General features: G+C 62.6%; 22 protein-coding genes and 1 pseudogene. 13 read left to right on the top strand and 10 right to left on the bottom strand.

Going from position 1 to position 26,260, the window contains the following annotated elements:
* Nucleotides 1–3: 3 nt before the first annotated feature.
* The 5 genes from C2L66_RS36680 to C2L66_RS36650 all read left to right on the top strand — a co-directional run bounded on the left by C2L66_RS36680 (nucleotide 4) and on the right by C2L66_RS36650 (nucleotide 9,008).
* The gene (locus C2L66_RS36680) at nucleotides 4–1,056 is read left to right on the top strand and encodes a microcin C ABC transporter permease YejB (protein ID WP_035996031.1); all 1,053 of its coding nucleotides are present in this window, start codon (nucleotides 4–6) and stop codon (nucleotides 1,054–1,056) included.
* The gene (locus tag C2L66_RS36675; protein WP_060608903.1) at nucleotides 1,010–2,122 is read left to right on the top strand and encodes an ABC transporter permease; all 1,113 of its coding nucleotides are present in this window, start codon (nucleotides 1,010–1,012) and stop codon (nucleotides 2,120–2,122) included. The genes C2L66_RS36680 and C2L66_RS36675 overlap by 47 nt, the downstream gene beginning before the upstream one ends.
* A complete protein-coding gene (locus tag C2L66_RS36670; protein ID WP_060608901.1) occupies nucleotides 2,122–3,735 on the top strand; it encodes an ABC transporter ATP-binding protein in 1,614 nt (537 codons plus the stop codon). The genes C2L66_RS36675 and C2L66_RS36670 overlap by 1 nt, the downstream gene beginning before the upstream one ends.
* 1,122 nt (nucleotides 3,736–4,857) lie before the next feature.
* Complete coding sequence (locus tag C2L66_RS36655; protein WP_060608898.1) at nucleotides 4,858–7,119, top strand: glycoside hydrolase family protein; 2,262 nt, start codon at nucleotides 4,858–4,860, stop codon at nucleotides 7,117–7,119.
* 431 nt (nucleotides 7,120–7,550) lie between these two features.
* Nucleotides 7,551–9,008, top strand: a complete 1,458-nt coding sequence (locus tag C2L66_RS36650; protein ID WP_054931006.1) for a sensor histidine kinase — start codon at nucleotides 7,551–7,553, stop codon at nucleotides 9,006–9,008.
* Here the strand turns inward: C2L66_RS36650 and C2L66_RS36645 are convergent.
* Nucleotides 9,005–9,502 carry an acyl-CoA thioesterase gene (locus tag C2L66_RS36645; RefSeq protein ID WP_007747667.1) on the bottom strand — a complete coding sequence of 166 codons (498 nt, stop codon included), beginning with the start codon at nucleotides 9,500–9,502 and terminating at the stop codon, nucleotides 9,005–9,007. The two genes, C2L66_RS36650 and C2L66_RS36645, sit on opposite strands and share 4 nt — an antisense overlap.
* Before the next feature lie 199 nt (nucleotides 9,503–9,701).
* Between C2L66_RS36645 and C2L66_RS36640 the strand changes: the two genes are divergently transcribed.
* A complete protein-coding gene (locus C2L66_RS36640) occupies nucleotides 9,702–10,154 on the top strand; it encodes a CBS domain-containing protein (protein ID WP_060608895.1) in 453 nt (150 codons plus the stop codon).
* Nucleotides 10,155–10,331: 177 nt separating this feature from the next.
* Here the strand turns inward: C2L66_RS36640 and C2L66_RS36635 are convergent, their stop codons facing one another.
* The 6 genes from C2L66_RS36635 to C2L66_RS36605 all read right to left on the bottom strand — a co-directional run bounded on the left by C2L66_RS36635 (nucleotide 10,332) and on the right by C2L66_RS36605 (nucleotide 15,037).
* Entirely contained in the window at nucleotides 10,332–10,979 is a 648-nt protein-coding gene (locus tag C2L66_RS36635) for a glutathione S-transferase family protein (RefSeq protein ID WP_060608893.1), read from the bottom strand.
* Between the two features lie 79 nt (nucleotides 10,980–11,058).
* The gene (locus C2L66_RS36630; RefSeq protein WP_054931003.1) at nucleotides 11,059–11,805 is read right to left on the bottom strand and encodes an SDR family NAD(P)-dependent oxidoreductase; all 747 of its coding nucleotides are present in this window, start codon (nucleotides 11,803–11,805) and stop codon (nucleotides 11,059–11,061) included.
* Between the two features lie 134 nt (nucleotides 11,806–11,939).
* Entirely contained in the window at nucleotides 11,940–12,683 is a 744-nt protein-coding gene (locus C2L66_RS36620; RefSeq protein WP_054931002.1) for an SDR family NAD(P)-dependent oxidoreductase, read from the bottom strand.
* 9 nt (nucleotides 12,684–12,692) lie between these two features.
* Nucleotides 12,693–13,088: a DUF427 domain-containing protein gene (locus C2L66_RS36615; RefSeq protein ID WP_054931001.1), complete on the bottom strand. Its 396-nt coding sequence runs from the start codon at nucleotides 13,086–13,088 to the stop codon at nucleotides 12,693–12,695.
* Nucleotides 13,089–13,104: 16 nt separating this feature from the next.
* Nucleotides 13,105–14,238: an alkene reductase gene (locus tag C2L66_RS36610; RefSeq protein WP_060608890.1), complete on the bottom strand. Its 1,134-nt coding sequence runs from the start codon at nucleotides 14,236–14,238 to the stop codon at nucleotides 13,105–13,107.
* A 52-nt stretch (nucleotides 14,239–14,290) separates the two neighbouring features.
* Complete coding sequence (locus tag C2L66_RS36605; protein WP_060608888.1) at nucleotides 14,291–15,037, bottom strand: SDR family NAD(P)-dependent oxidoreductase; 747 nt, start codon at nucleotides 15,035–15,037, stop codon at nucleotides 14,291–14,293.
* A 216-nt stretch (nucleotides 15,038–15,253) separates the two neighbouring features.
* Between C2L66_RS36605 and C2L66_RS36600 the strand changes: the two genes are divergently transcribed.
* Both C2L66_RS36600 and C2L66_RS36595 read left to right on the top strand, forming a co-directional pair.
* A complete protein-coding gene (locus tag C2L66_RS36600) occupies nucleotides 15,254–16,138 on the top strand; it encodes a LysR family transcriptional regulator (RefSeq protein ID WP_060608886.1) in 885 nt (294 codons plus the stop codon).
* Between the two features lie 73 nt (nucleotides 16,139–16,211).
* On the top strand, nucleotides 16,212–17,141 hold the full coding sequence (locus C2L66_RS36595) for a LysR family transcriptional regulator (RefSeq protein ID WP_060608883.1): 930 nt from the start codon (nucleotides 16,212–16,214) through the stop codon (nucleotides 17,139–17,141).
* Between the two features lie 30 nt (nucleotides 17,142–17,171).
* Here C2L66_RS36595 and C2L66_RS36590 read toward each other — a convergent pair whose 3' ends face one another.
* Nucleotides 17,172–18,722 (bottom strand): alpha/beta fold hydrolase, encoded by a 1,551-nt coding sequence (locus C2L66_RS36590; protein ID WP_060608880.1) that lies wholly within the window; start codon nucleotides 18,720–18,722, stop codon nucleotides 17,172–17,174.
* A gap of 118 nt (nucleotides 18,723–18,840) precedes the next feature.
* Between C2L66_RS36590 and C2L66_RS36585 the strand changes: the two genes are divergently transcribed.
* Nucleotides 18,841–20,223, top strand: a complete 1,383-nt coding sequence (locus C2L66_RS36585; protein ID WP_060610536.1) for an FAD-dependent oxidoreductase — start codon at nucleotides 18,841–18,843, stop codon at nucleotides 20,221–20,223.
* Between the two features lie 188 nt (nucleotides 20,224–20,411).
* Here the strand turns inward: C2L66_RS36585 and C2L66_RS36580 are convergent, their stop codons facing one another.
* The gene (locus C2L66_RS36580) at nucleotides 20,412–20,603 is read right to left on the bottom strand and encodes a hypothetical protein (protein WP_060608877.1); all 192 of its coding nucleotides are present in this window, start codon (nucleotides 20,601–20,603) and stop codon (nucleotides 20,412–20,414) included.
* Nucleotides 20,604–20,860: 257 nt separating this feature from the next.
* Here C2L66_RS36580 and C2L66_RS36575 point away from each other — a divergent pair, with 257 nt between their 5' ends.
* On the top strand, nucleotides 20,861–21,673 hold the full coding sequence (locus C2L66_RS36575) for a gamma-glutamylcyclotransferase family protein (protein ID WP_054931045.1): 813 nt from the start codon (nucleotides 20,861–20,863) through the stop codon (nucleotides 21,671–21,673).
* A gap of 20 nt (nucleotides 21,674–21,693) precedes the next feature.
* Nucleotides 21,694–22,239, top strand: a pseudogene (locus C2L66_RS36570) (AAA-type ATPase lid domain-containing protein); the annotation flags it as partial.
* A gap of 101 nt (nucleotides 22,240–22,340) precedes the next feature.
* Here the strand turns inward: C2L66_RS36570 and C2L66_RS36565 are convergent.
* The gene (locus C2L66_RS36565; protein WP_233445064.1) at nucleotides 22,341–23,381 is read right to left on the bottom strand and encodes a hypothetical protein; all 1,041 of its coding nucleotides are present in this window, start codon (nucleotides 23,379–23,381) and stop codon (nucleotides 22,341–22,343) included.
* Between the two features lie 406 nt (nucleotides 23,382–23,787).
* Between C2L66_RS36565 and C2L66_RS36560 the strand changes: the two genes are divergently transcribed.
* Nucleotides 23,788–24,660 (top strand): ABC transporter substrate-binding protein, encoded by an 873-nt coding sequence (locus tag C2L66_RS36560; RefSeq protein ID WP_060608872.1) that lies wholly within the window; start codon nucleotides 23,788–23,790, stop codon nucleotides 24,658–24,660.
* 86 nt (nucleotides 24,661–24,746) lie between these two features.
* Nucleotides 24,747–26,258 (top strand): amino acid ABC transporter permease/ATP-binding protein, encoded by a 1,512-nt coding sequence (locus C2L66_RS36555; RefSeq protein ID WP_060608869.1) that lies wholly within the window; start codon nucleotides 24,747–24,749, stop codon nucleotides 26,256–26,258.
* The last annotated feature ends 2 nt before the right edge of the window (nucleotides 26,259–26,260 follow it).

Below are 26,260 nucleotides of genomic sequence, written 5' to 3'. Positions count from 1 at the left end.
ACCGTGCTGATGTATATCCTGAAACGGCTGGCCCTGATGGTGCCGACCCTCATCGGCGTGGTCACGCTGACCTTCGTCGTCACGCAGTTCGTGCCTGGCGGCCCTGTCGAACAGATCATGACGCAATTGCGCCACGGCGCGCGCCCGGGCGGCGAGGGCGGCGCGGGGGGCGGCGGCTATCATGGCAGTCAGGGCGTGGACCCTCAGCAGATGGAGCAGATCAAGAAGCAGTTCGGCTTCGACAAGCCGCCGCTCACGCGTTACTTCGCGATGCTCGAAGACTACGCGACCTTCGATCTCGGCCAGTCCTACTATCACCATCAGAGCGTGTGGGGCGTCATCCGTTCGAAACTGCCCGTGTCGATCACGCTCGGATTATGGACGGTGATATTGACTTACCTCGTGTCGGTGCCGCTCGGCATCGCGAAGGCGGTCCGCAACGGGTCGCGCTTCGATACCGTCACGAGTGTCGCCGTGCTGGCGGGCTATGCAATTCCAGGCTTCGTGTTCGGCGTGCTGCTGTTGATGCTGTTCGGCGGCGGCACGTTGTGGCAGGTGTTCCCGATGCGCGGCCTGACCTCGGACGACTTCGACGATCTCAGTGCGATCGGCAAGGTGCTCGACTATCTGTGGCACATCGTCTTGCCGGTGACGGCCGCCGTAGTCGGCAACTTCGCGGTTGTCACGATCCTGACGAAGAACACGTTTCTGGAGGAGATCGGCCGTCAATACGTGCTGACCGCAAAAGCCAAGGGTGTGCCGCAACGCGACGTCCTGTTCAGACATGTGTTGCGCAATGCCGCGATCCCGCTTTTGACTGGCTTGCCCGCGGCATTCGTCGGCGCGTTTCTGAACGGCAATCTGCTGATCGAGACTTTGTTTTCGCTCGACGGCATGGGCCAGCTCTCTTACGACTCCGTGATCCGCCGCGACTATCCCGTCGTGCTCGGCTCGCTATTCCTGTTCACCCTGATTGGTCTTTTGACCAAGCTCATCGCTGACGTGTGCTATGTCCTTGTCGACCCCCGCATCCAGTTCAACCGCACCGGGCGCTAGCAGCGCAGTCGCCGCGCTGCCCGTGTCGCCGTCGCCGTGGCGGCGCGTGTGGCGGCGTTTCAGAAGCCAGCGTCTCGGCTTCTGGAGCGCGGTGATCTTTTCGACTCTTTTCGCGCTGAGCTTGCTAAGCGATCTCGTGGCAAACGACAGGCCGCTTCTCGTGCGCTACGAAGGCCACTATTACTTTCCTATTGCTAAAGAGTACCCGGAGACCCTATTCGGCGGCGACTTCACGACCAGAGCGAATTACCTCGATCCATTCATTCGCAGCCGCATTCAGTCGAATGGCAACTTTGCGATCTATGCGCCAAATCATTACCGCTACGACACGATCGATTATTTCGCCACGCGCCCGTACCCTGCGCCGCCCAATGCCGACAACTGGCTGGGAACGGACCAGTATGGGCGCGATGTACTGTCGCGGCTGCTCTACGGTTTCCGCCTGTCGGTGCTGATGGCGTTGGCGCTCACTGTATCGGGCGTCGCATTCGGCGTTCTGCTGGGTGCCGTGCAGGGCTTTTACGGCGGCAAGGTGGATCTGATTGGTCAGCGGCTGATCGAAATATGGAGTTCGATGCCCGATCTTTACTTGCTGATCATCTTTGCCTCGATCTTCGAGCCGAGCTTGTGGCTACTCTTCATTCTGCTGTCGATGTTCGGCTGGCTGGTGCTGTCGGATTACGTGCGGGCCGAGTTCCTGCGCAACCGTTCACTCGATTACGTGAGGGCCGCGCGCACCATGGGCCTGTCGAATGGACAGATCATCTGGCGCCATGTTCTGCCGAACAGTCTCACTCCCGTCATCACGTTTCTTCCATTTCGCATGAGCGCGGCAATTCTCTCGCTGACGAGTCTCGACTTTCTGGGGCTTGGCGTTCCGCCGCCCATGCCGAGTCTCGGCGAGTTGCTGCAGGAAGGAAAGAACAATCTCGACGCGTGGTGGATTTCGGTGTCGGCGTTCGCGGCGCTCGTCGTGACTCTGCTGTTGCTGACTTTCATGGGCGACGCATTGCGCAATGCAATGGACACGCGTGCGCGTGGCTCCGCATTCGGTGGAGGGCACTAATGACAAAGCCACTTCTGGAAATCGATCATTTGACGGTGTGCTTCGGCGAGCAAGGCGAAAAGCGCGTCGTCGACAATCTTTGCCTGAGCGTCGCTGCGGGCGAGCGCGTCGCGCTGGTGGGCGAGTCGGGCTCGGGAAAGAGCGTGACGGCGCTGTCCGTTTTGCGCCTTGTCGAGCATGCGAAAACGAGCGGGCGCATCATGCTCGACGGCGAAGATCTGCTGCAAAAGTCCGAGCAGCAAATGCGCGGCATACGCGGCGCGGACGTCGCGATGGTCTTTCAGGAACCGATGACCGCGTTGAATCCGCTCTTCACCATCGGGCAGCAGATTGCGGAAAGCCTGCGGCTGCATGAAGGCTTGCGCGCCAATGCTGCACGGGCACGGGGCATCGAATTGCTGGCGCGCACGGGCATTCCCGAGCCGGAGCGGCGCATCGACAGCTATCCCCATCAACTGTCGGGCGGTCAACGTCAACGCGCGATGATCGCGATGGCGCTTGCGTGCAGACCGCGTCTGCTGCTGGCCGATGAACCGACCACCGCGCTCGACGTGACCGTGCGACGGCAGATCGTCGATCTGCTGATCGATCTGCAGGAACAGGAGGCCGCGCATCACGGCATGGCTGTTCTGTTGATCACGCACGACCTCAACCTCGTGCGGCACTTCGCGCAGCGCGTAGCGGTGATGGAAAAGGGCGTGCTCGTCGAAAGCGGCGAGACGAAGGAACTGTTCGACGCGCCGCGTCATCCCTATACGCAAAAGCTTCTTGCGAGCGAGCCGCAGCGGCAGGTCTCGCCGGTCGCGTCCAATGCGAAACGTGTGATGGAAGTGCAAGGGTTATCTGTCGACTATGCGACGAGCGGCGTGTTCAGGCGCCGGGCATTTCGCGCGTTGCACGGCATCGATCTGTCGTTGCGGCACGGCGAGACGTTGGGCATAGTCGGCGAATCCGGTTCCGGTAAATCGACGCTTGCGGCAACCCTGCTCGGCTTGCAACATCCCGCAGCGGGAAGCGTTCATATCGACGGCATGCCGTTGTCGACGTTGCGCACCACGTCGTCGCGCAAGTCGCTGTATGCGAAGTTGCAAGTCGTATTTCAGGACCCGTTCGGCTCTTTGTCGCCGCGCATGGCAGTCGAGCAGATCGTGGGCGAAGGCTTGCGCGTGCATCGTCCGGGACTGGATGCGCATGCGCGGCGCGAACGGGTCGCCGCGCTGTTGCAGGAAGTGGGCATGCCGTGGGACGTGATGCTGCGGTATCCGCAGGAGTTTTCGGGCGGGCAGCGGCAGCGAATTGCGATTGCCCGCGCGCTTGCCGTCGAGCCGGAAATCCTGATTCTCGACGAGCCGACCAGCGCGCTCGACGTGTCGATACAAAAGCAGGTGCTGAGCCTGCTCGCGAATCTGCAAAAGAGCCGCAGGCTGAGCTATCTGTTCATCACGCACGATCTGGCCGTGATACGCGCGATGGCGCATCGGGTGGCGGTGATGAAGTCCGGGCGTATCGTCGAAACGGGCGAAACGCACGACGTGATGGAGGCACCGACGCATCCCTACACACGCAAGCTCGTGGCTGCCTCGATGATGTCTGCAACGCCGCTTGCGGTGTAGTGGGCGGCCATCGGCGCCGCGAAGCGAACTGAATCGTCGCGGCATCGAGGTAAGCCGGCCGTTTGGCTGGCTGCTTCAGGAAGTGACGGGGCGATTATCGGCACACCTCGAGTTGAACGATCCGACATTCACCCGCGAGGTGCTCGCCGCGATTGACGGCGGCACGACGGCCTGAAGCGAATGGCCGTTGCGAGTGCGCGGCTTTTCAATGGCGATCTGAGTCTGCGGGAATCGGGCGCGCAATATTCAATGAGGTGGACGCGCCCTATTTAATCGCGCTGCGGGTTCGCGTAATAATCGGAGGATATTCTTATTAATCGGGATCGATCATTTCCCCGTTATCGTGCGCATTGAAAATTTAAACGCATGAATGGCGCATTCGTATTACGAAAAAGCAGAAAAAATATCCATATCGATCATGAATTTACTTTTTGCGGGCGGTCACGGGTGAATCTTCCCTGATCAATCCCGCTTCACGAAATCAGATCTCAAAATTTCTCCGAAATTACCGGCGACATTACCTTTTGGGTTTTTTTCGGGCGACGTTACATGAATGAAACGTTTATAATTCGTCTGCCTTGAAATTTTCTGTAATTAGTACTTGGTAGGGATCGGACGGAAGTAATTGCTACCTACGGCGCTTGCGCAGAGGTGCCAGTTTGTCTCCGTCCAGACGGGTGGACGCAGGTTCTGCGTAGATGTCGACCGCGGAAATGCAATGCCCGACGTTGCCTGTATCACATTGATGTAGATCAATTTCGTCGAACCCGAAAGGGCTCTCGACGGCATGTTGTTGCCAAAACGCGCAAGACGACTCAGCCGTAGTTGAGGATTCCTGATTGCAGGAGTCGGTCTCGGCTCGTCTATCAAATCATCTGATCTGGTATCAGATGTGTACAGGGAATCGATCCGCGCTAGCGCGGGGTCTCCGCACGTTCCCGGTCATCGAAAGCGAGATTGCATGAACGCGTGTCCTGCTCATGCCTGGACATTGTAGTAAGTAATCCGTAATAAATAGTCGATGCCGGTTTCTTTGTATTTCGAAAACGCCACAGCGGGACGATCTGTCAACGATCTTGCTGGACTTTCGGGGAAAACTGATTTCACCGGGATCAACGGACAATGATGAGCTATTGGAAACTATTGGGTGTTGCCTCGGCAACCGTGCTGGCTTCGTTTGGTGCAGAGCAGGCGTACGCCCAGGCATCGACGATTACCGTTGCAGGCCAGTCATACACACTGTGCGGCAAAGAGAATAGCAACTGCTCGTTCCTCGGAACGGGCTCTGTCGTGTTTGGCGCCGTGCCGCCTAACGCGCCCTCCGTGATGCTCACGGCGCCGCGTACGTTCACGAATGGCGTTGGCTGCTATGTCGGCGCGGTGTCGAATACGGACCCTGCGTACGGCTACGGAAAAGCGTGCTGGGTGCGTGCCGTCGCGGCCGGCTCGCCGGCTGCAACGCCGGCTCCCGCGCCGGCGCCGACGCCGACACCGACGCCTACGCCGACACCAACGCCGACGCCGACACCAACGCCGACACCGACTCCCACGCCGACGCCGACACCGACACCGACACCAACGCCCGCACCCGCACCGTCACCTTCGTCCAGCGCGGCGATCTCGTGCGGAACGGCGGTGCAGAAGGCTGGCGGCACGGCGAACGGCCTGATCACGGCCGACACGCCGACCACCGATGGCCTGCGCGTGTTCCAGAACAACGCGCCGTTCAACCTCACGGTCACGACGAACGCACCGAACGCGGATACCGTGATCTGGTCGATCGCGGATTCGAATGGCGCGATCAGGACGCAGGGCAGTTTCCCGGTGAGCGCTGGCGTGCAGACCAACACCCTCTCGTGCAAGTCGACATGGTCGGGCTATGGCGCGATCACGGCCACGCTGCGCGCGAATGGCGGCACGCTGCCGCGTAGCGGCACGCGTCCGACAGGCATTGCGACGTTCGGCGTGCTGCCGAATCTCGCCTCGGCACTCGGCACGGTCACGTACGCGCATCAGGACCAGCACCGTTTCGGCATGCAAGGGTTCAACGGCAACATCGCGGCACTGCGCGCGCTGGGCATCACGTGGACGATCGACAATCGTCAGCAGTCGCAGATGGAGCCGAATGGTCCTAACACGTACACGCCGAGCGTGAACGATCTCGATCCGTTCTATAAGGCCAATCCCGATCAGATGCGTATCGTGCGGCTCGACGGCATCCCGGCGTGGAATTCGAAGACGGGTCAGTTCACGGACAGCTACTACGCACCGAAGGATCTGACCGCGTACCAGAACTTCATGGCGAAGGTGGGTACGGATACAAGCCTGATCCGCGCGGCCAACTACCCGAACCAGCAGAAGAATTATTATCAGGTGACGTGGGAGCCGAGTCTCGGCTGGGCCGATAGCGACGCGAATTTCGTCGCGATGTACAAGGCTGCCTATGAAGGCATCCACTCGACCGATCCGAACGCGGTCGTGATGGGCACGGGCAATCCGTTCGCCGCGAACTGCACGACGTGCACGACCGGCTATCTGCAGAAGTTCGGTGCACTCGGCCTGTGGAATTACATCGATGCCGTCTCGACGCACGGCTACTGGAATGCGGGTACCTACCCGGCGCATCCGCCGGAGCAATACGATTCGGACCCGAGCGCCGCGAACCAGGCCAATGCGCTGGACAACCAGATGGCGCAGTTGCGTCAGGTGATGCAGAACGGCAAGCCGAACATGAAGCTGTTCTTCACGGAAGCGGGCACGAGCTACGATCCGGGTCTGGCGTATGGTCCCACCGTGCCGTCGCAAAACCAGCTGTTCGCGCATGCGGCCGTTGGGGTGCGCTCGCACATCATCGTGCTGGGCGGCGGCGCGCAGCTCACGACGCTGTTCTACGGCGCGGACTATCCGGGCGAAGTGGGCTACGGTTCGTTCTTCGACCTGAACAATGCGCAGGGCGCGTTCGGCGCGTCGAACCTGTCGCCGAAGCCGGAAGCGATGGCGTTTGCCACGATGACGCGTGTGCTCGACGGCACCAATACGTTGGGCCGCGTGAAGAACACGCCTTCGGGCACCTTCGTGTACGACTTCCAGCAGCTGAACAACGGCAAGGTCGTGACGGCCGCGTGGACGCACAACAACAGCCAGTGGCCCGTCAATGGCGTGTATAGCACGACCTATTCGACGACCTATTCGCTGCAGGTGGACAACGCGGGCACGTCGGGCAACGTCACGAAGATCGACGGGTATGGCAACGTCACGACGCTTCCGTATTCGAACGGCCAGGTGTCGCTCACGCTGACGGAAGTGCCGCAGTACATCGTGTCGAACAACGCGACGGTCGCGAAGAACAATTCGACCGTGCCGGTTGGATACACGGGACAGTAAGCGTCGACGCCTGCTGTCTTCAAGGGACCCAGGAGGGCAACTTCCTGGGTCCCTTGTTCGTTTACGGGTGACGCACGTCGAAGGTGTGGTCGCCATAGCCGGGTCGCCCGGCACGACCAGAACACCGCCTCGACGGGGATCATGCAGAATCTCGACCAGATGGCGCGTCTGCGCACGAATAGCGGCACTGAAATGTTGCGCTAAAATCGTGGCACCGCCGGAACGAAACAGCGCCAGCGGTCTGGTGCGAACACGGCTGCCAGTGCGACCGAAAACAACAACGCCGCTATGCTGATGGGGAACGCGAGTCGCTTGACGACATTCAGGCAAACGTTGTCGGCTCGCTGTCTGGTCGGGTGGACCGAGCTTGCTGCAACTCGACCCGTCAGCCTTCCGAGGAACAATCAGCGGCGAAACACACATAAGGCATTATGTATTCGACCTTGCCAGCGTTCGTATCCGCGCTGTTCCTGGGCTTCGGTGTCTACGTCCTGCTGACTGAAGGCGTGACGCGTCTGTCGACGCCATTCGCGTTGATGTGCATGGCGACCTTCGCGTGGCAGGGCACGTGGGCGTTCCTGTTTCAGACCACGAGCCCCGAAACGGCCGGCATACTGGTCAAGGCAGGCTATTTCTTCATCCTGTTCCTGCCAACAACCTTCTATCACTTCGTGACCGAGCTCGTCGAACGGCGCGACGAGCGGCCTCTACTGACGGCGTCGTATGCGCTGTGCGTGATCCTCGCGGTGTTGCTGATCACGAGCGACGAGGTGGTAGCCGGTTTCGGCGTGCATTTCTTCGGCGATTATCCGCTTGCCGGGCGCTTGCACCCGGTGCACGTGATGCAGACCGTGTTGCTCGCCGCTCGCAGCGGATGGCTGCTGATCGTATCGAGGCGTCAGGCGCGTGCCCGTCACAGACGGCGCTTGCTGGGCCTTTGTCTCGTGAGCCTGTGCCTCTATTCTTTAGCGGCGGGCGACTATGCCGTCAACTACGGCTATGTGTTCTATCCGCCCGGCGTCATCTTCATTGCCATTAGTCTGGGCATTCTCGCCATCACCATTGTCCGGCATGGGCTGATGCGGCAGTACTTTCTCGCCGCGACGGTCGCGCAAGAAGTCGCGATGCCGCTCGAAGTGATCGGCATGCATGCCGATGAACTCGGCAACGCGTTGCCGGAATTGCTACGCGGATATCAGCTTGCCGTGCGGCACCAGTTGCTCGTCAACGGGCTGTATCCCGGACAGTCCGAGCGGCTGCCGACCCTTACCCGCGCGATTCGCCGTCAGATCGACAGCACGAGTACCGTGGTCGAGATGTCGCTTGCTTCGTTCACACTGGACCGGCTTGATCGCCGCAGCTTCGGCCCGCAGTCGATCAGGCACTGCGTCGAATCGGCGCTGGAGCGCTATCCGTTCCTGCCGGGCGAGCGCGGTCGCGTCTCCGTCATCCCGATCGACCCGCAGTTGCGATTCTCGGGCACGGATTCGCTGTTCGCGTTCGTCATCTTCAACCTGTTGAAAAATGCGCTGTACGCGATCGAGTCGAGCGGCTCGGGCAGCATCACGATCAGCGCGGGGCGCGACGGCGGTTTTTGCGTCGTTCACTTCAACGATACCGGTCCGGGTATCGCAGCCGACGTGCTGCCGCATATCTTCGATCCGTTCTATTCGACCAGGCCGCACGGACACGCAGGCGGCATGGGGCTCGATTTCTGCAGGCGAGTGTGCGACGCGTTCGGCGGCACGATCTCGTGTGCATCGACACCGGGCGTGCTCACCACGTTCACGCTCAGATTGCCGGAGCCGGGTTCGGCGGCGGACCGCGCAGTGCACGATCCGCCGGCGCGGGCCCGGCGCTCGCGCGCCGGGCAGGGTGGAATCGACTAGTTCGTGACGGACGGCAGGATCACTTCATATTCCTTGACCCGTTCGATGATTCCTTCCGGGAAACGCCGGATCCGTTTGTCCATTCCGGCAAACAGAATCTGCTGATATCCGTGCGACACAGGCCGTCCATCCACGCAGAAACGGAACAGCAGGTACGCCGAACATTGCCGGACCTGGAACGTGTTCAGGTAGCAGTCGACGCGCTGGAACGGAAACGTCTCCTGCACGTATTCCTGATGCGCGCGTTTCGTGACAAAGGTGCCCCCGGCGGCCAGCAGATTGTTGTGAATGCACTCATGGAACCAGCGTTCCCGGCAGACGCCCTGCCACTCGAAGTAACGGGCGAAATACGTATTCATGAAGGCATTGGAATCCTTGAGGTAGATGTCGATGACATGGTGAAAGGTTTTCTGGGGGGCCCCCTCGAGGTTATCGGCCGACAACAGTTCGGAAGTACGCGACAGAACTTGAGGGATGGCTTCGCGAGTCAACATGCATTGCTCCTTGGGATGCCGCTGGCGGCGGCAACGCATTCCTCCTGCATGAAGGAACGCCCCAATTCTGGCCCCTCGACTGGAGTTTCCATTTCTAATGCCGTTAAAGGACTGGTGGGGCGGTGAACGGGCGGCACTGACTGGAGCGTGCGCGGTTCCGCGCCGCACCTGTTTCCCCGCAATAACAGAGAGTTCAACGATGAAAGTAGAAGATCTGATGACGAAGCGCGTCGTAACGATCGGTTTCGACGACACGCTCCAAACCGTCAAGGACATATTCGAGCAATCCGGGTTTCATCATCTGCTCGTCGTTGAGGATCGGGAACTGCAAGGCGTCGTATCCGACCGCGATCTGTTGCGCGCCTTGAGTCCGTTTATCGATAGCGTGGTCGAGACTCAGCGCGATACCGCCACGCTGAACCGGCGCGTGCATCACATCATGAGCCGCAAGCCCATTACGCTGCGGCCGGACGCCGAGGTGAGCGAGGCCATCCAGTTGTTTCTGTCGCATCCTGTCTCTTGTATTCCGATTGTCGACGGCGGGTCGAGGCCGGTGGGAATCGTCAGCTGGCGCGATGTGCTGAAGGTCTGTTCGGAGATGCTGAAGCCGCCGCTGGATGAAGGCGGCGCCGGGCCCGAAGCGCGCGGCTAGCCTTGCTTCGCTTGTCAGCCAGAGCGCGATATTCCTGCGGCGCCATGTCTGTGGCGGCGCATTGCCATTATTGGCAGTCATTCGACAACGCCTGAGTGCCGGCGAATCAGCAAGCTACGGCGATGCCTGAAAACTCAGGCACCGCCGCTACGACCCAAATAGTACTGTTGCAGTTCTTTACGCCTTCGAGGAAGGACGCGTCGACACCTTGCCGTACCACGCCTGCAGCGCGTCGAATTCTGCTGGAACGTTCATCTTCATACCGCCTGCCGCAAAGTCGATCGTCACCAGCGTCGTGATGTCGGCCGCCGAGAATTCATCACCTGCGACGAACGGCACTTGCTTGAGACGATCGTTGAAGTCGGCAAAGAAGTTGGCCACACGCAACTGGCTGCGTTCGACGATCTCGGGAATCTGCTCGTAAGCATGCGGACCGGACAACGCACGGCCTTTCAAGCCGGCCACGGCGTTGCGCACGCCTTCCATCACTGCCGCGAATCCGTCGAGTTCGGCGCGTCGTTCCCACATTGCAATCAGCGCTTTCTGTTGTGGTGTCGTGCCCAGCAGAGCGGGCTTCGCCGGATACGCTTCTTCGATGTAACGCCAGATTGCAGGGACTTCACCAATCGTCGTACCGTCTTGCAGAACGAGCGCGGGAACCTGAAGACGAGGATTGATCGCGGCATAAGCAGCGGAGAATTGCTCTTTCGCGCCAAGATCCACCGCTTTAGCCGGGATCTCGATGCCTTTCTCGGCAAGAAAAATGCGAACGCGGCGAGCGTTCGGAGAAGCCTTTGATTCGTAAAGCGTGAGTTCGGTATTCATTTTATTTTCCCAGTTTCGATGAAAAGCTCGCGGAGGCTTCAGCCCCAGACGCGAGCGTGCCGGTGATATCGCGGCCCGATCAGAGCTTCGATCCGCCGTCGACACGCAACGTGTCGCCTGTGATCCAGCGCGCGTCGTCGGAGGCGAGGAACACAGCGGCGCCCGCGATATCGCCCGGCTGCGCGACGCGTTTGAGCGCCTGCATGCCCAGCGTGAAGTCGCGGCCGGCGTCCGTTCTCGCGAAGTTCGACATGTCCGTTTCGACGACACCCGGCGCGATCGCGTTGACGCGAATGCCGCGTTCGCCGAGCGCGGACGCGAAGTGACGCACGAGCGTGTCGACGGCGCCTTTGGTCGACGCGTACGCGGACAGGTTATTGACGGAAGCGCGTGCCGCGAGCGAAGACAGCAACACGATGCTGCTGCCTTCACCCAGCACGGGCAGCAACTGCTGCACGAGGAAGAACGGTGCGCGCACGTTGACGGCGAACAGGTCGTCGAAATCTTCGACGGTCGTTTCCTCGATCGGCGCAGCCTTCGAAATGCCTGCATTCGCGACGAGGATGTCGAGGCGCTCGCCCGTCAGCGACCGCACGCGCCTGGCGAGTTCGTGCGGCCCGTGCGCGTCGCGCAGATCGGCGGCGACCTTGTCGGCCTGTCCGCCTGCCGTGCGGATCGCTTCGACGACGGCGTCGGCGGCCTGCTCTGCGCTGCTGTAGTGGACCAGCACGCGCGCGCCGGCTTGTGCGAGCGCGATGGCCGTGGCGCGGCCGATGCCGCGGGATGCGCCTGTCACGAGCGCGGTCTTGCCTGTCAACTTGTTCATGATGAGATTCCGTTGAATGTGATGGGAGTGCATCACGCGTAGCGTGCGGCAGCTTCCGGGAGAAACAGATCGACGTGTGCGTCGAAGCGTTCGGGGTACGGGTACAGCGAGCCGTGATTGGCGTCCGGATAGACTCAGGACGCGGTCCGGCCGCCGTTCACGCGCAAGACCTCGCCCGTCATGAATCCGGCCGATGCCACATACACGATCGCCTCGGCTATTTCATCCGGGGTGCCAGCGCGCTTGAGCGGCACGGTGTCGAGAAAGGCGGCTTTGCGCTCGGATGTCTGCGTGAGACGGTCGAGCATTGGCGTTTGCACGGGCCCCGGCGCGACGGCGTTGACGCGCACGCCAAACGCAGCGGCCTCGAGAGCCGCCGACTTCGTCAGGCCTTCGACGGCGTGCTTGCTCGCGACATAAAGCGATGCGCCCGCCGCACCGCGCGCGCCCATTGTGGATGACACGTTGACGATGCTGCCGCTGCGTTGGGCCGACATGGCGCGCAACTCGTGCTTCATCGCTAGCAGGGTGCCGAGCACGTTCGCATCGAAAACGGCGCTATAGCGCTCGACGGTCTGGTCGACAACGGGCGCGGATTCACCTTCCGTGCCTGCCGCGTTCACGGCAATATCGAGTTTTCCGAAGCGCGCGACCGTGCGCTCGACGAGCGCCTGCATGTGGTCTTCCACGCGTACATCGGCGACGATGAATTCCGCTTCTGCGCCCAACGAACGGAGCGTTCCGGCGAGCGCCTGGCCCTCGTCCGCGCGCCGCCCGGAGATCACGATGCGTGCCTTCGCGTGTGCGAAGGCGAGGGCGGTCGCGCGTCCGATACCGCTCAACGCGCCTGTCACGAGTACGACGGTTTGCTCGTTCATGTCGGTTCCTTATTCACGTTCTTCGATCGAATCGACACGGTCGCTGTAGAACGCAAGGTGCTCGCGGATCGATTCGACAGCGGGATATGGCGACTCGTAAGTCCAGATCGCGTTGACCGCGCGCTCGCCGCCCGAGGGGATCGAGAAGTACGCGGCGTCGCCCTTATATGGGCAGTAGGTCGAATGCTCAGTGCGTTCGAGCAGGGCGATGTCGACATCCTTTCTCGGGATGTAAAACACAGGCGCATAGTGAGCCTCGCGCAGCGTCAGCGCGTCGCGCGTGTCTGCGACGACGCGGCCCGCGACCGTGACGACGACGCGCGAAGGATTGCGTTCGATTTCAATGGGGTGATCGGGACCGGGAATCTTCACGGTTCTTGGGTTCGGCGTGTTGTTGCTGGACATGTTTTAGCTCCTTGAGTCAGGCGGTTTCATCGCTCGATGCTTCGGCGGTGGTGTCGTCGTAGGCGGGAAAGTCGGTGTACGCGCGTTCGTCGCCGCCCCAGAACGCGTCGCGCTGGTAGGGCGCAAGCGGCAAGTCGCGCCGCAGGCGTTCGGGCAAGTCGGGATTCGACGAGAACCAGCGGCCGAACGCGACGAGATCGGCGTCGCCGCGTTGCAGGATCTGCTCGGCGCCTGCGCGGTCGAAGCCGCCCGCCGCGATGATCGGGCCGTCGAATACCTTGCGAAGGAACGACGACGCGACGGGCGCCTGACCTTCGACGAGCGTTTCCGTGCCCATCACACGCGGCTCGATCACATGCAGATAGGCGAGGCCATACGCATTGAGCCGTTCGGCGAAGTATCCGAAGGTCGCCTCGGGGTTGCTGTCGGAGATTGCGCCCCAACGGCCGCTCGGCGACACGCGCACGCCGACGCGGTTCGCGCCCCACACGGAGGCGAATGCATCGACGAGTTCGAGCGGGAAGCGCGTGCGTTTTTCAAGCGTGCCGCCATAGGCGTCCGTGCGTCTGTTGGTGCCGTCCTGAAGGAACGTGTCCGCGAGGTAGCCGTTCGCGTTGTGCAATTCGACGCCGTCGAAACCGGCGGCTTTCGCGCGCTCTGCCGCACGTCTGAACGATTCGACGATGGCGGGAATCTCGCTGGTTTCGAGCGCGCGATGCGGCGAGTTGGGCACCCAGCCGTTCTGCGTGAACACGGTCGTTTCGTACGGCACGACGGACGGCGCAACGGGCGCATTACCCCAGCTCAGATCGACGTGCGACTGGCGCCCGTCGTGCGCGATCTGCATGAAGATGCGCGCGCCATTCGCGTGAACGGCGTCGGTGATCCGCTTCCAGGCTTCGACATGTTCGTCGGTATAGATGCCGGGTGCGCCGAGATAGCCGCGGCTGTCATAGGAGGGATGTGCGCTTTCCGTGATCAGCAGGCCGCCTTGCGATGCGCGCTGCCGGTAGTACTCGACCATCATCGCGCTAGGGCTGTCGTCGGAGTCGGAACGCAGACGCGTCATCGGCGCATGCACGATGCGGTGTGACAGTGATATCGGGCCTACGTTTGTCGACGAGAACAGTTTGAGATTCGAGCCGGTCATTTCGATGCCTTAATTGGTATAAATCGGATGCGTTGCGATTGTTGTATGCCCGTCAGAGCTTCGATCCGCCGTCGACGCGCAGCGTGTCGCCCGTGATCCAGTTCGCCTTGTCGGAAGCAAGGAACGTCACCGCGCCGGCGATGTCATCGGGTTGCGCGACGCGCTTCAGGGCCTGCAGGCTCAGCGTGTAGTCGCGGCCTGCATCGGTGGTCGCGAAGCTCGACATGTCGGTTGCGACGACGCCGGGCGCGATCGCATTCACGCGCACGCCGCGCTCGCCGAGCGCCGATGCGAAATGCCGCACGAGCGTATCGACGGCACCCTTGGTGGCCGCATAGGCGGCCAGCTCGCCAACCGATGCGCGCGCCGCCAGCGACGACAGCAGTACGACGCTGCTGCCTTTGCACAGCACTGGCAGGAGTTGCTGGACGAGGAAGAACGGCGCGCGCACGTTGACGGCAAAGAGTTCGTCGAAGTCTTCGACCGTCGTGCCTTCGATGCTTGCAGCCTTGGCGATGCCCGCGTTCGCGACGAGCACGTCGAGCCGTCCGCCGATGATGGCGCGCACGCGCTGGGCGAGCATGCGGGGACCGTCGGCCGTGCGCAGGTCGGCGGCGATTTTCTGCGCGTGGCCGCCGGCCGCGACGATCCCATCGACGGTCGCGTCGGCGGCTGCTTCATTGCTGCTGTAATGCACGAGCACCTGCGCGCCGGCGCGGCCGAGCGCAAGCGCAATGGCGCGGCCAATGCCGCGGGATGCGCCCGTGACGAGCGCGGTTTTTCCAGTGAGGTCGGTCATGGCAAAGCTCCGTCTGGTTGATCGGCGGGACCTTCCGGCAATAACAGGCAGGCATGGCTGCAACACTGTCTTCGCCGGCATCCGCATCGGGCGATACGACTGCTGGCATGTAATCTAGACTTCGCTTGCGTAAAGAAAAAAGACTTTGTAGGCTGGCGGGCATGCTCAGGAAGCATGGCTCGGGAGGCGTTCAAAACGGGCGAACCAGGAGGAAGCATGGAGTTACGCCATCTGCGCTATTTCGTTGCCGTAGCGGAAACGGGCAGCCTCACGGTCGCCGCGGAGCAGCGGCTGTTTACATCGCAGCCGTCGCTCAGCAGGCAGATCCGCGATCTCGAGGACGAAGTGAAGGCAGAGCTGTTCAGCCGAAGCGCGCGCGGCGTCGAGTTGACCGCGTCGGGCAAGGCGTTTCTCGACCATGCACGGCTTGCGCTCGCGCAGGTCGACGCCGCCATCGAAGCCGCGCGTCGCGCGTCGCGTCCCGCCAAACAGGTATTCGCACTCGGTTTCCTGACGGGACAGGAAATGACCTGGCTGCCGCGTGCCATGCAGGTGTTGCGCGACGAGTTGCCGAACATCGACGTGACGGTGTCGAGTGGCTACTCGCCCGATCTCGCGGACGCCGTAGCGCGCGGCAAGCTCGATCTCGCGTTCGTGCGCAAGGAGCCGGGGCTCGATCTCGATTACCGTGTCGTCTATCGCGAGAAGCTCGTCGTGCTGATGCCGAGCGACCATCGGCTGACGGCGAAGCAGGCGGTGCATGCGTCCGATCTGCAAGGCGAGACCTTCATCATGGCGTCGAACAAGGCGCGCGTGCTGCACGACGTGGTCGCGCAATATCTGCAGGACAATGGGCTCGACCCGGAGCCGGAGCATGGCGTCGATAACCTTGCGATGGCGATGTCGCTGGTTGCATCGACGCGCGGGATTTCGTTGATGCCCGAATACGCGAACAATCTGCTGCCGTGGTCGGTGGTCAGTCGTCCGCTGGCAGGCGAGGCGCCAACCGTCGATCTCGCGATCGGCTACAGCCGATCCAATGCGTCGCCCGTGCTGAAGCTGTTTTTATCGAGGGCGGATGAACTGGTGGAGGGTCGCTGAGCGAGCGGCTGGCCTATATTGGCAGGGTGTGCCGGACATTCACCCGGCTTCGCACAGAACGGGAGTCAGCGCGATGGACCGCCTTGCGGCGATCGAAATTTTTATCCGCGTCGTCGATACAGGTTCGTTTTCGGCTGCGGCGCGACACTTCGATATTGGGCAGCCGGCCGCGTCGAAAGCCGTCGCGCAGCTCGAAGAATGGCTCGGCGTCAAACTGCTGCTGCGCTCGACGCGCGCGCTCACGCCGACGGAGGCCGGCCAGAACTTCTATCAGCGCGCGAGACGGGCAGTCGAGGAAGCGGACGAGGCCGTGCTGGCGGCGCGCGGCACGGCAGCGGGACTGACGGGCAAGCTGAGGGTGTCGGCCGCCGTGTGCTTCGCGCGGCTGCACATCGTGCCGCGCTTGCCGGTCTTTCTCGAACAGCATCCGGACCTCGATCTCGAACTGGTGCTCGACGATCGCAACATCGACCTCGTTGAAGAGGGCATCGACCTCGCCTTGCGCATGGGCGAACTGGCGGACTCGAACATGACGGCGCGCCGGATTGCTATCGCGCGCCGGCGCGTGCTCGCGACGCCCGCCTATCTGGAACGGCACGGCATGCCGCAAGCGCCCGCCGATCTGCACGCGCATCGCGCGGTCGTCTATACACGCGATGTCGGTGGCGGAGAGGAGTGGACGTTTCGCAGGGATACGGCGGAGTTGCCCGTGCGGCTGCAGGGCCGCGTAAGGATCTCCGCGACCGAGGGCCTTCGCGCGGCCGTCTTTGCGGATATGGGCCTTGCCGTCGCGTCGGAATGGGCCTTTTGGCCTGAACTGCAATCGGGCGCTGTCGTCTCGGTGATGGATGACTGGACGCTGCCGGCCATCCCGTTGTCCGCCGTTTATCCGACGGGACGGCAGGCTAGCAGCAAGGCACGTCAGTTCACTGCGTTCGTCGAGGAGTGCCTTGCGCCCGAGTTCGCGCCGGAACGCTTATTCCAGGGTGGGACAGGTCGCTGAATCGAACACTCTTCTCTTTACCGCGCGCCGTTAGCCAGCGAGCCCGCGGACAAATCTCCCGATGTGGTCCAGCACGGGTTGCTGATCGCCTGCAAAGGCCCAGTGATCGGCACCATCGAGCTCGATGAATCGCGCCTGTGCGATGCGGCTGGCGAGATGCCGGCCAGCGCCGATGCGAACCGCGCGGTCGCCGCGTCGATGCAGCACCAGGGTGGGCACGGAAACCCGGCCGAGCAGATCTCGAACATCCATATCGCGCAACGCCTCGAGCACGCCCTTGATGGCGCCCGGGCTCGACGCGGCGCGAAGCAGGCCTGCCCACCAGGCTCTCGCCTGTGGATCGCCGGACAGGCTCGGCGCGAATGTTTCGATGCCCGCCGGTCCGCCCCAGACTGCAATGAGCTGCTGTAGCCACAAGTCATACTGGCCAGCGTGAAGTGCATGGGGATAGTCGTGCGTCGCGGTTCCCTTCGCCAGCGAGGCGAACAGAATGAGGCCCGCGACACGATCGGGGTGATCGACGGCAAACTGGATGCATGCCGGTCCGCCTTCGGACGCGCCGAACAGCACGACGCGGCGGCTAGAAGCGGCGTCCAGCACGGTGCCGATGTCCTGCGCGGTCGCGTCGACGCTGGGATTGAAACCGAGCCGGTCGGAAAGCCCGATGCCGCGACGATCGAGCAAAATCAGACGGCCCATCCCGGCGAGCGAGGCCAGGAACGCCCGGCACCGGGGCTCCTCCCAAACCCGTTCGACGTGAGACACGAAACCGGGCAGCACCAGCACATCGATCGGGCCCGCACCGTAAGTCTGGAAGGCAAGATGGACGCCGCCGCCGCTGACGTAGCGCGTCGGCGGCGGGTTCCCGATGGGCGGCGTCGAGTGGGCGTTCAGCAGCGCGCGAGTCTCCCGTTCGGGTGCTGCATCGAGCTCGTCGCGAAGCCGTTGCTTCAGGGCCTCGAAATGCCGCTGGGCCGCGGCCCGGTCTCCCGCGAGCAGAAGATTGCGGATGAGGTGCCGCCCGTACACTTCGCTGAGCGGATCGAACTCGACGAGACGGCGGGCGTGCGCGGCCGCGCACGCGTAGTCGCCGGCCGCATGGCTGTCGTGCACCACGCGTTCGAGTGCGTGAATTGCCCGGCCCCGCAAAGCCTCCCGGCGAAAAAACGCCCACTCGTCGAACTGCGGGCAGTCGCCGGGCGAAAAACCCGCCAGAAAGTCGCCGGGATAGAAGCGGCATGCACGCTCGAATTCGCCGCGGTCGCAGGCTTGCTCGAACAGTTGGGAATCCACCTGCAACTCGATCGCTGCCGACCATCGGACGGTTGACCGGTCGGTGGTCAGCACGTGGTCGCCGAGTGTGAGCTGGAGACGATGCAACAGACGCCGCAGCCGCGCCCGTACCTCCTCTTCGCTGCCGTCCGGCCACAACATCGTGGCGACAGCATCGCGCCCGACCGTGCCCTTCGTTTCGGCCAGGTAGACCAGCAGCGCCATGCCTTTGCGCAAGGCCAGCGGGCACAGCCGGCCGTCCTGACGGATCTCGGGAAATCCAAGCGTTCGCACGCTGAACAGAGCCATGGCGAGGCGGCCCTCGATGACGGCGTCCGGGGGACGCTCAGGGGACGAGGCAATCCTACCATTGCCCGCAAGCGATGGTCGTTGGACGCATCGCGGCGGATTGAACAGGAGGATGGCCATGAAGAAACTGGGCGAACAGGCGATCGTGATCGGCGCCGGCATGGGTGGGCTGCTGGCCGCCCGGGTACTGTCGGATTTCTATACGCAGGTCACCGTGCTCGAACGCGATGCGCTTCCGGCAGCCGACACGCCGCGCAAGGGCGTGCCGCAAGGTCGCCATACCCATGGGCTGCTTGCACGCGGCAGCGCGATACTCGAGGCATTCTTCCCGGGATACAACATGGAAGTCGTCGCGCAAAGCGGCGGCTTGATGGGTGATGTAGCCAACGATGTAATCTGGATCGGCCGCAACGTCAGGCTTGCCAACGACACGAGCGACCTGACCGGTCTGCTTGCGAGCCGTCCCGTGCTCGAAGGCCATCTACGCCGGCGGCTGCTGGGTTTGCCGAACGTGCGCACCGTGCAGAGTTGCGCTGTGCGTGGACTTGCCACCGACCCGCTTCGCAAGCGCGTGACAGGTGTGCACGCGTGTGTCGAGGGTCGGCCGCATATGATCGCCAAGGCCGACCTTGTCGTCGATGCGACTGGCCGTGGTTCATCCAGCGCGGCGTGGCTCGAGGAACTCGGCTACGAGGCGCCCGCCAATGAGCAGGTCGAGATCGGCATCAGCTACATGACCCGTTCGTATCGGCGCCGGTCGACTGATCTCGACGGCAAGCAGGGTATCGTTGTCGCCGGTAGTGCGCCGGACTGGCGCAACGGCGTCATGCTCGCGCAGGAAGGCGACAGCTGGATCGTCAGTGCCGGCGGTTTTCTTGGCGACGACGCACCCGACAACGACGAGGGCTTTCTCGCGTATCTGGCGACACTGCCGACCATGGAGATTCACGATGTCGTCGCAAAAGCGGAGCCGCTAACCGGTTTCAGGCGTTACCGCTATGCCTCCAGCCTGCGCCGCCGGTACGAGAAACTTGCGCGTTTTCCCGAGAACTACCTGGTTTTCGGTGACGCCATCTGCAGCTTCAATCCCGTCTACGGGCAGGGCATGACCGTCGCCGCGGAGGAAGCGCTGACGCTGCAGCAGTGCCTGCGCTCCGGTTCGGGCGATCTTGCGCGTCGATTCTTCAGGGCGGCCGCGAAGATCGTCGATATTCCGTGGGACATTGCGGTCGGCAACGACCTCCGCCATCCACGAGTCAACGGCGCGCGCCCGCCGATGTTGCGTTTCATCAACTGGTACATCGGCAAGCTTCACCTCGCCGCAACGCGCGACAGCACGCTGGCGACTGCGTTTCTGAAGGTCGTCAACCTGACGATGCCGCCGTCGACGCTGCTCAGCCCTGCGATCGCCTGGCGGGTCTGGCAGGGCAACCGGGGGCCGGCGCGATCGGCTCCGTCACCTGCAATCGAAGCAGCGAGGCGCAGTAGCGCGTCGTCATGATCGGGCCTACTTCACGAAGCTTGGCCACGGCCGAGGTCGTTTGTTGTCTTAAGAGGCCTCAACATCGTGTTGCGATGCTTCGTGCTGGCGCCTGCTTTGTGAAAGTACCGGTCGGGATACCGGTGGCCTGCTGATTGCCAGGGCGCGGATGAGAACAGGCCGGGTGACAGGCACACCAGGCTCGCCGGCTAGCGACGCCCGCTGCGGCCCCACACGTAGCGCACCCAGCGTTGCCACCTGGTGCGCTGCGTGGCAATGGTGTTGCGCGATGCCTGTTCCTGGCGGTCGCGCTCCACGCTTTTCTGAACCTGCTCGTGGATCTGGCGCAACGTCAAGCCGCCGGGGCCTTTCAGCTTGTCGGGATCGGTGTCGTCTGTCATGGGAATGGCCTCGTCCGGATGAGTCGATTCGATCTTGATACAGATGGGTAGGCGCGGCAAGCACATAAAAACAGTCTGTCGCCCTCGCCATTTTCCGGAGCACGCGTTCACTGAGCCGAACCTTTTGATATTCACTCGCGAGCTGCCAAGCCTCATATAGCGGTGCCCGCGCTTGCATCAGTTGATATGGCCGGTTCATGCTGCGCGGCCTGACAAAGGCGATAATCTGCGGCAACGCATTGAACGGAGATCCGACTATGTCAGCGATGGCAAAGTTTCGAGGGTTCGTTGTCGCACTGGCGCTGGTTAGCACGGCGGCGCACGCACAGACCACCGACTTCTGGGGAACGCGTCTTCCCGATCAGCCGACGCAGTTCATTTTCGGCTACGGTTCGCTCATCAACACGCCATCGCGCAACGACACGGCGGGCAAACCGGTTGCGGCGATTCCGGTGCGCGTGTCGGCGGCGTTCGGTTATGTACGCAGCTGGAGCGACCGCGCACGCAGCGGGTTCACGGCGCTCGGCCTGCGGCGTCCGTCCGGGGGTGAAGCGCCGATGACGATCAACGGCGTGATCTATCCCGTTGCCGGCAATGACATGTCCGCGTTCGATGAGCGCGAGAAGGGCTACGTGCGCGTCGAGGTGCCGCGTGCGCTCATCGAGCCCGTATCGTGGCAGCCGCTGCCGGCGCAGGGAACGGTCTGGGTCTATGTGCCGAAAGCCGAAGGCAAGGCGCCGGGTGAAGGGCTTCCCGTTCCGGACGCCAGGTTTCCGCTCGTCGAGTCGTATATCGATGTCGTGATCGAAGGCGGCCTCGAATACGGGCCGGAATTCGCGCGCGAGATCATCGAGACGACCCGGGACTGGAGTCCCTACTGGCTCAATGACCGCACGCTCGCACGACGGCCCTGGGTTTTCGACAAGCAGTTCGCAAAAGTCGATGCGCTGCTCGCGACGTCGGCACCCTGCTTCGCGCAGCGAGCGTTCGCCGAGGACTATGCCGCCGCGAGCGCCGCCATCGCCAGGCGCAAAGGCGATGTGTGTCTTCGTGAGGCGCGTGGCCGTTAGGCAGCGCGCTTTCGGCTGCAGCCGTCCAGGTCGAGCCTGATCTCGCGGCGCGCGAAGGACGGTTTCGCGAGGATCTCTATCATCGGCTGAGTGTGCTCCAGATCGAAGAGCCGCCGCTGCGCGCACGGGGTGCGGACGTCGAGCTTCTGGCGCGGCATCTGCTTGACCAGTTGCGTGTGGATTCGCGCCGCCGGATACGCGGCTTTTCCGACGACGCGGTTCGGGCACTGCGTGCGCACGACTGGCCCGGCAATGTTCGCGAATTGAGGAATCGCGTGTGGCGTGCGGTTGTGCTGTTCGATAACGCTGTCATCACGGCGAGTGACCTTGGCCTTGCGCACTATGTCGACGCGCGCGCGATGTCGCTTGACCAGGTGCGGCGCCGCGCCGAGCAACAGGCGGTCGAAAGGGCTTTGCTGCGTCATCGCGGCAGAGTCGCGGACGCGGCGCGCGATCTCGGTATTTCGCGCGTCACGTTGTACCGGCTGCTCGAGTCGTACGGGTTCGATATCGCTTCGTTTCTGAGGGGCTTGCGCACTGATCGCCCTGCTGCGGCGGTTCGCTAGACCGCGCCGACCGCCGAAGGCTTTGTTGCATGCCTGCGGCGAACCGCGGCCGCGAGCGTCTCGCTGCGGATTCCAACGGACACGACAGGCAAACCCCCGATCTAATGCTGTCGAAACAGGTTCTTGTTCACGGTGAGTGAAAGATCCGCCGTGGGTTCCGCGTGTATTTCAGCTTGAACCGGCCGGGGAACCAGTTGCGCGGCGGGCACAGCGGGTCCGCCAACTGCAGGCTCCCGCATCGCTGTTGTCGTCACCGTGCTCTTTGCGGGAGCCCGTACAGTAGCCGGCTCACGCGTCGCCTGTTCGACATGCGCAAGGTTCTGGTCACACGACTCGAGCGCGCCGCACGCGCCTTTCGCGGTTTTCGAACCAGTCCGTCGCTCCTTCGATGTGGCCGATGCAGCGCGGGCTTGTGTCGTGGTCGCTGCCGAATCCTGAGCGGTCTTTCCCGGCGCAGCGCGCACGGGAGAGGCGATGGTGCTTGCGACGTTCCGCTTGCTGGTGGGATTGCTGGGCGCAGGTGCAGGGGTCGCCGCCGTGACAAGTGGTCTGGGCGGTGCGTCGTGGGTGACGGCAACGCTGGCATTCGCGGCATCGCTGGCGGCATCGCTGGCGGCGGCGCGGGGCATCTCGGTGTCGCGCAAGGCAACCGGAGCGGATGGTGTTTCGATCGGAGCGCGCGCGGCCTGTGCAACGTCTAAGGCAGGTTGACGCGGCGACGCCGGACTATCGCGCTTTGCCGGATGCGGCTTGTCCGCATTGACGAAGTGCCCCATATGGCTTTGCATGGCTTCGCGCTGAGTCAGCGTAACGTAGGTGCCGAATGCGATCACGAAGCCGAACAGGACGGTCGCCACGCCCGCGCTCAGACTCCAGTCCGGCGCGCCGTCTTCCTTGACGACGGCAAGCTGCTTCGGCCGGGACTGCACGCGCATGATCAGCAGCGGGCGAGTGACATCGGGCGCCCGTTTGGAACGGCGCAAAGGTTTGCTGGGCGCGGCGGGCGCATGAGGCGCTTCAGGCGCAACGGGGCTGGACGAAGCCTGTTCATCGAGCGGCTGCGCGGGACCATCCTGTGCCGGCTCATCGCCTGGCGCCACGTCGCATGGCGCTTCCGGCGTCGCTAGACGCTTGCGAATCATGCCCATATCCGGTCTCCCCATCCCGCCGCCAACTCGGGCATTGTGCGTTCTTCTCATTGGCAACCAGGTGAGCGTCGTCACCCCGGCGCGTCGCGCGATGCCGCCCGTTCTATCACCCTATGTGGCGGCGCGCTAACCTGGTCATTGTTCAGCATCGAGGCGGGTTCGTATGTTGGTCGCTGCACAAACATAGGGTTCGCGGCACAACCCTGGTGAAAACGTCAGGCGACCGTGCCCGGTGCCTGCCTCTCTCGAAACCGTCGCCGTCCCCCGTTCTTTCCGGTCGAACTCGCCGTCGTCTTCTTCGCCACGAAAAAACGCTTGCATTCCATTTATTGTTCAACAATAGTTTGCACATTGTTGAACAATGTGACCGACTACCCGACCACCCGACGAGCGAGACCTTATGAAAGCCCACATTTTTACGAAGTCGGCCCTCAAGGGCCTGTCGCACACGATGAAGATCGCCGCCGCGATCGTGCCTCTGTGCATGGCGACACACGCCAACGTTGCCGCCGCGGCCGGGACCGTCGCGCCCGAGAGTCTGCAGATCGGCGCAGACCTCACGTACCCGCCTTACGACTATCTGGACAACGGGACGCCCGCAGGCTTCGATCCCGCGTTCATGGGCAAGCTCGCCACGCATCTGAAGCTCAAGCCGTCGTTCGTCGACACGCGCTTTGCGAATCTGATTCTCGGCGTCAACGCGAACCGCTTCGACGTGATTGCGTCCGCGCTCTACGTGACGCCCGAGCGCGCGAAGCAGATCGACTTTCTGCCTTACCTGAAGACGGGCGGCTCGCTGCTCGCGCTCAGCGGCGCGGGTTTCGCGCCGAAGACACCGGAAGATCTGTGCGGCAAGCGGGTCAGTTCGATCAAGGGCGCGTCGTGGATTCCCAAGCTTGCCGATGTGTCGGGCAAGGTCTGCGTGCCAGCGGGGCGCGGCGCGATCGATGTGCGCGAGTTCGAGACCTCGCCGGAAGCGGCGCAAGCCGTGCTGTCGCATGCCGTCGATGCGCAGTTCGAAGATTCCGCCGTCGCGCAGATCACGGCGAACCGGCTTGGCGGTCGCGTGGCGATTACGTCGACGGTGCCGCTCTACCCGGTGGTCATCGGCCTTGGCGTGAAGAAGGGCAATGACGCGCTGCTGTCGCAGTTGAAGACCGCCTTGGCGTCGATGAAGTCGTCGGGCGAATATGCGGCGCTGCTCAAGCAATACAACGTCGCGGAACCGACGGGCGGCGACATCGCTCTCGCGTTGGGAAGCACGCAAAAGTAAGGTCGCGTTTTTCCATTGTCTGGCGGGCCCGACGGCTCGCATCGCCATGCGCGCCTGCCTTCCCGGCGCGCAGGAAGGGGAGTCGCATGTTGTTCGATTGGCATTACGCGGCGTCGCTACTCGTCGACGCGGCATTCTGGAAAGCTGCGTGGCTCGTCGTCGAACTGAGCGTGGCGACATGGTTGATCGGGATCGTCGCTGGATTCATGCTTGCGCTTGGCAAGCAATCGACGCTTTTGCCATTGCGCATGGCGTGTGGTGCTTATATCTGGCTGTTCCGCAGCTTGCCGCTTCTGGTGCTGCTGATCTTCGTCTATAACCTGCCGCAGGTGTTGCCGTGGTCGGGCGGTGTACTGTCCGATCCGTTCCTGGCCGGACTGATCGCGCTGTCGATCAGCGAAACCGCGTATATCGCCGAAATTCATCGCGGCGGTCTGCTTGCGCTCAACAAGGGACAACTCGAAGCGGGCAGGGCGCTCGGCATCGGATACGTCGGGCTGCAACGCCTGATCGTGCTGCCGCAGGCATTCCGCGTTGCACTGCCGTCGCTGATCAACGAGTACATCACGATAGTCAAGCTGACGTCGCTGGTGTCGGTGATTTCTTTGGCTGAAATACTGCTCGTTGGCGAGCGCCTCTATACGCAGAACTTCAAGGTGCTGGAGACCATGCTCGCGGTGTCGTTCTATTACGTCCTGATTGTCACGGTGTTCGGTCATCTGCTGAAGATGCTCGAAAAGCGCCTCGACGTGACGCGCCGCAAGCATGCCGTGATGATCGACGTGACGGCGCAGTCCGACGATGCATCGAACGCCGCTGCAAAACCCGCCGACTCCCGGGCCACCGAACGCGCACTCGAAGCGGTCGGCATTCGCAAGCGCTATGGCCAGCACGAGGTGCTCAAGGGCATCGATCTGACCGTGAAGGCCGGGGAGGTCGTGTCGATCATCGGACCGTCGGGCTCGGGCAAGACATCGCTGATCCGCACGCTAAACGGGCTTGAATCGCTCGACGATGGCGAAGTGCATCTGCACGGACGCGCGTTCCTGCAGTCCCGCGGCCATGGCAAGGCGCGGCACGGCGACTATATGCGCGGTATTCTCGACATCGGCATGGTGTTTCAAAGCTTCAATCTGTTTCCGCACAAGACCGTTCTGCAAAACGTGACGCTCGCACCGCGCTATCACAACCGCCTGAAGGGCAGCGCCCTCGAAGAATCCGGCATGCGGATCCTGGCGAAAGTCGGCATGGCGGCGCATGCGCACAAGTATCCGCATCAGTTGTCGGGCGGGCAGCAGCAACGCGTGGCGATTGCACGCGCACTGGCAATGCAGCCATCAATCGTACTGTTCGACGAACCGACCTCCGCACTCGACCCGGAACTGGTGCAGGAAGTACTGAAAGTCATCGAGCAGCTTGCGCGCGACGGGATGACGATGATCATCGTCACGCACGAGATCAAGTTCGCGTTCCGCATCTCGGACCGGGTGATATTCATGGAAGGCGGTACGATACTCAGCGATGGTCCTCCACTGGAACTCGCGAAACAGAAAACCTCGCGCATCGCCAGTTTTCTCCAAGACGTTCATATCGCCTGAGC

It is taken from the genome of Paraburkholderia caribensis (genome assembly GCF_002902945.1).
Lineage (GTDB): Bacteria > Pseudomonadota > Gammaproteobacteria > Burkholderiales > Burkholderiaceae > Paraburkholderia > Paraburkholderia caribensis.
This window is presented reverse-complemented; position numbering and strand designations above follow the sequence as displayed.